General features: G+C 57.1%; 3 protein-coding genes and 1 pseudogene. 2 read left to right on the top strand and 2 right to left on the bottom strand.

Translation table 11 applies throughout. The features are described 5' to 3' along the window. Positions 1–268: 268 nt before the first annotated feature. Entirely contained in the window at positions 269–1,285 is a 1,017-nt protein-coding gene (gene xerC, locus BO26_RS17975; protein WP_036770936.1) for a site-specific tyrosine recombinase XerC, read from the bottom strand. Positions 1,286–1,536: 251 nt separating this feature from the next. Continuing rightward, positions 1,537–4,260 (bottom strand): annotated as a pseudogene (locus tag BO26_RS17980) (CHC2 zinc finger domain-containing protein); the annotation flags it as partial. Between the two features lie 100 nt (positions 4,261–4,360). On the opposite strand from BO26_RS17980, the gene BO26_RS17985 reads away from it, so the two are divergent. Beyond that, positions 4,361–4,753: a helix-turn-helix domain-containing protein gene (locus BO26_RS17985; protein ID WP_036773892.1), complete on the top strand. Its 393-nt coding sequence runs from the start codon at positions 4,361–4,363 to the stop codon at positions 4,751–4,753. 80 nt (positions 4,754–4,833) lie between these two features. Continuing rightward, on the top strand, positions 4,834–4,986 hold a 153-nt coding region (locus BO26_RS17990), incomplete at its 3' end, for a SymE family type I addiction module toxin (protein ID WP_036773895.1).

Consider the following 4,986-nt stretch of genomic DNA (forward strand, 5'->3'; position numbering starts at 1 on the left):
GCGGCGCCGACATAATGTTTGTTAAGCGAGGTGGGCCGTTCAGGCCCATGTTGCTTAATGCAACATTATGTTGAATGGCGGCTGACCGGCAACGACGGTCACAGAGAACGCCGGGGTTCAGCGCCGGGCGGCCGGCATTTACTGCCGGGCACGCTGGAGGTAGGGAGGCAGTCTGTGCGCAGGGACGCGCGCAGTCTGCCTTTCACAGCACCCCACACACTCACAGGGAACCGGCTAACTTTAAAGACTGTCCGGCAACATAGGGCATTCAGTCCGGCTTATCACTCTCCGCCTGCTGCTTGTCTGACAGCGTTTTCTGTTCGGGCTTCCGTTCTGCCGGGTGGGTCTGCTCATGCACTCTCTTTAAGTGACCGATGGCCACCCGGGTATAGATTTGGGTGGTTTCCAGACTCGAATGCCCTAATATCGCCTGGATGTGCCGGGTATCGGCCCCGTTGTCCAGCATTTGTGTGGCCATTGAGTGCCGGAACAGGTGACAGGCCCCGGCTTTCTCCAGTTGCGCTTTTTGGCGAATGCTGGCCCCCGTTAGATGGGTGAGTCTGTCGCGTGACATCTGCCGGCCATTGAGGGTGATAAACAGGTGGCCGCTGTCATGGCGGTGGGCCAGCCGAGGCCGCACGCGGTCAAGGTAGCGTTGTAACCAGTGCAGGGCCTGTTCCCCGATGGGCACCACCCGGTCTTTACGGCCTTTGCCCTGTCTCACCAGCAGTACGCCGCGCCCGAAGTCGATATCGCTTAACCGCAGGTTGGACAGTTCCATCCGCCGGATACCGCTGCTCCACAGGACTTCAAGGATGGCCCGGTTTCTTAAGCCGGTCGGCCGATTAATATCAATGGCCTGCAATACCGTTTGCGTTTCGTCCTCGTTCAGCACCTGAGCGGGCAGGCGTTTGTCTCTTCGGGGCAGCACCAGTTCCTCAGCCGGGTTGTACAGGATGTACTGGCGTTGTCGCAGCCAGCGGAACCAGACTCTGAGGTCACTCAGCCGTTTTGACTGCGTGCTGACGGCCAGCGTGTTGCCATCGGCTTTACGATAGGCTCTCAGCCAGGACTGATAGCTTTCCAGTAACGGCGGGCTGACTTGCGGGGCGGACATAACTCCCCGGGCCTCACACCAGTTAACGAACGGCAACAGCCGTTCCTGATAGCCGGTCAGCGTCCAGACGCTGTAGTGTCTGGCGGTCAGGCAGTCCAGATAGGCTTCAAGCTGCTGGCGTAATGTGGTGAGATGAGCGGGGCGTGTAGCGGCGATAGTCTGAGTCATGACGGGGTTTCCTGTAAGGTACATGGATTGTTGTTATGGGGTAATGCGTGACTGCGATACGATGATGTTTTTCTTTATTGCCTGCCGGAACAGGGCTTTTTCCTGTACCCCGACCGGTTTAGCGCCGGGGCCTTGTATGGCCTGCCTCTGGGGGGATTGATGCTGTCCGACCAGTCCCCGACCTGCACCCGACAGGCGGGCGACCGTCTGCGTGATAACCCCGACCAGGCTGAATCATACGCCGGCTTTCAGGGCGCTATCAGACCGCACAGGTGCGCCGTGTCGTTATCTTCACCGTCGAACAGCAGTTCATAGACGAACGTCAGTCCGCGACGGTGCAACAGCAGGTATTCCATTTCGACCAGCCGTGACAGATGGATTTTTAGCTGGGTATCGCCCCACTGGATGGCGTCACGCAACAGTTTGCGGGTGAACAGCCACTCATGGCGCGGCTGCCCGCTGGCTTTTACCCATTCTTGTATCAGCAGCAACAGTTTCCGGGTCTGGGGCGGCATTTCATCCAGTGTGCGGCCTAATATCTCGTGGGCCAGCCGGTTCGCCAGACGGATGTCTTCTTGGGTGACTTCGATATATTCAAGCCGTTTACCCCGGTGTTCCGCGGTCTTCACTTCGCGCTGGTGCTGATGCAGCAGGGCGATACTTTGTATCAGGGTGAGATATTTCATGTGGTCGCGGCGGGTACGGGTTTTATCGCTCATGAAGGTGAGCTGTGACGCATAAGGATTCACCACATTCAGCGGGCGTAATAGCCGTTGGGCGTTCTGGTGCAGTTCGGTGATATACGTTTTTTCATTCTCGGCCAGTAAGCCTTCGAGGGTTTGCTTATGGCGCTGCAAGGCGTGGATAGCTTCGGTCTGTTCCCGCGATTCGTTCACGGTCAGCACCAGACAGCGGTTTAACAGCTCTTCATCGACATCTATTGCGGTGGTGGTGAGCATCAGCATCACTGGCCCTTTTACTGTGTACTGTTTGGTGACCAGATTCCCGCTGGCGTCATCTTTACCGGTACTGGCAATGGTCAGTTCGCCGTCGCTTTGCAACAGTTTGAGCGCATAAGCGGCCTGCCGTACCCCTTCTTCTTCGGCAATGGCTAAGATTTTATGCTGGAGATTGGTTTCCCCCAGATAGAACAGACTCTGGCCGGTCATGGCGCTGTATTGCAGGCGTTCTTCTTCCGGTATCAGATTGAGGACGGCCTCCATTAAGCTGCTTTTACCTGCCGCCGAACTGCTTTGTATCAGCACGGCCAGCGGACGCTCCAGCTTGCGACTGACGGCGGCTAAGTAACCGGCCAGCAGGTTAGTGGATTCGCCTACCACGCCACAGGCGGCTAAATCAGCGGTGATGCGCTCGCTCAGTTTCGGGTCTTGCAGCAGCGCCAGCGCCGCGGCCCGCTGGTCTTCGCTCAGGTCGGGAACCGGCTGGGTTTCGGTTTGTTCACCGACGCCGGCCTGTTGACACTGTTCCAGGACCAGTAACACCTGTCCCAAAGCCCGGCGCAGGTCACTTTCGGCCAGTCCCAGTTCGGTGGCGGCCAGCCGCGCATACCCGCCCCGGCTGCGGGCGTTCATCATGTCCACGCTGTCGGCGAACATGATGCCGCTGTCGGTATCAATCACCTGTGCATTGACTTTCATGACTGCGGCCCCGGCTCTGACCTGAGCCAGCCCGCGAACACACCAGCGCAGCGGACCCAGTGAGACGATAATTTCGCCGTTTGGCCCTGTCTCCCACACGACGCCGGGCAAAGACAGCGGTTTTGTTGCCCGCTCAGCGGCTAAAGCAACAGGGGGTTCCGTTGCCGGGGACGGCGGCGCTGCCGGTGCGACCGGTGCTTCGGTATCGGTTTCCTGCGCCGGGTCATACATCGGCACCGCGCCATCCAGCAATAACCCGAATGCCGGTTCGGGCTCGGCGACCTGGCACAGATAGCCGTTGGCATCCATGTCCTCGGGGAACACCACCCGGAACACGGTAATGCCGGCGGCAGTCAGTTCGGCGGCCAGTTTCACCGCCGCCTCATTGCCGGCGGGGTCGTTATCGAAGGCAATCAGCACCTGCCGGACCTGATGCCGTTGCAGTGCCTGCCAGTGGTCGGGGGTAAAGCCATTGACGCCGTAAGCCGCAGTGACGTTGCGGTAGCCTGCCACCCAGAACGACATGGCATCGATTAACGACTCACACAGGATAAGCGATTTGGACGCTATCATGGCGGCTTCATTCCACACGCCGCGGTGCTCGCCGGGCAGGTAGAGATGTTTCGGGGTGCCTGCCCGCAGGCGCTGGGTGATTTTCCGGCCATAGATTTCCTGTACCTGCCCGTGGTTGTCGAGTATCGGTATCACGAGCGAGCCGCTAAAGTGTTCGTGACCGGACTCCCGCATCAGGCCCACCGCTTGCAACCGGGCCCGGATAGCGGCGCCGGCTTTCAGTTGTTTCTCCGGCAGGCGGTAAGCCAGGGTTCGGTTGGCAAAGCCGAGCTTAAAACCGGCGACTAATTCGGGATGATGTAACCGGCGTTTTTCCAGATAGGCCACGGCTTCGGGGGCGTTCAGTAACGTATGATGGTAAAACTCCACCACCCGGCTGAGCAGCGCCTGCCGTCCGGCCTCGTCTTCGGCCAGCACGGTGGGTTCATTGGGCTGAACCAGCGGCGCGACAGCAGGATTGTTCCCCAGTATCCCGCGCAGGTGTTCTGCCGCCCGCCGCAGGCTCAGGCGCTCGGTTTTCATGACCCAGTCCAGCACTGAACCGCCGGTGTTGCAGCCAAAACAGTGATAGAGGTTCTTTTCCGGGCTGAGGACCATTGACGGGGTTTTTTCCTGATGGAACGGGCACAGCAGCACGTAATCTTTGCCGCGTTTAATCAGCTTTCGACCCTGTTGTTCTGCCACGGCGACTAAGGAGACGGCTGTTTTCAGGTGCTGTAATTCTGCTTCGGGAATGCGGGCCATATCACTAATCCTTTAAAAAATACGTCAAGGTCTATATTGACCTATTTTAAACAGGACATTAGAATGCTTTCAAGGATTAATTTTCAGGAGGGGATTTAGCATGTGGAACAAACAACTAACCTGGCTATGTTTGTCCATGACTGATTTTGGTAAAAACCTCTCATCTATTCGTAAATCAAGGCAGTTAACACAACTGAAGCTGGCCGACCTGTTGGATGTTCAGCCCCGTATGGTGGGACGCTGGGAACAGGGGAAAGCCAAGCCTCAGTTTGATTACATCATTAAACTGGCTCAGATATTAGAGGTCAGTATTGACCATCTGTTACTGGGTGATAAAGGCAGTGCCGCCCCGGAGTTTGATATCAAGAACAAGCGGCTAAAAGAGTTGTGTAAACAAGCAGATGCATTGAAGCCGGAAGACCAGGAAGTGATTTGTCATTTTCTGGATATGGCTATCACGCAAGACAAGATAAAGCAGGTGATTAAGCGATAATCTGTTGATATTTAGCGCGGGGATAACGGGCTGGCACCCGTTACCACCGCTCACCACAGCAACTAATAGGAGTAGTCACTATGGCTAAGGCGCATTCTAAAGCAGAAGCGGCGGTAAATAAAGCCGTGAAAACAGAACGTTATTACACGGTGGGTTATGTGCCGAACGGGAACAGGGTCAACAACGCCACCCCGGCGATACATCTTAAGGGGCAGTGGCTGAGACAGGCGGGG

Origin of the sequence: Photorhabdus australis DSM 17609, from assembly GCF_000711895.1 — a bacterium.
Lineage (GTDB): Bacteria > Pseudomonadota > Gammaproteobacteria > Enterobacterales > Enterobacteriaceae > Photorhabdus > Photorhabdus australis.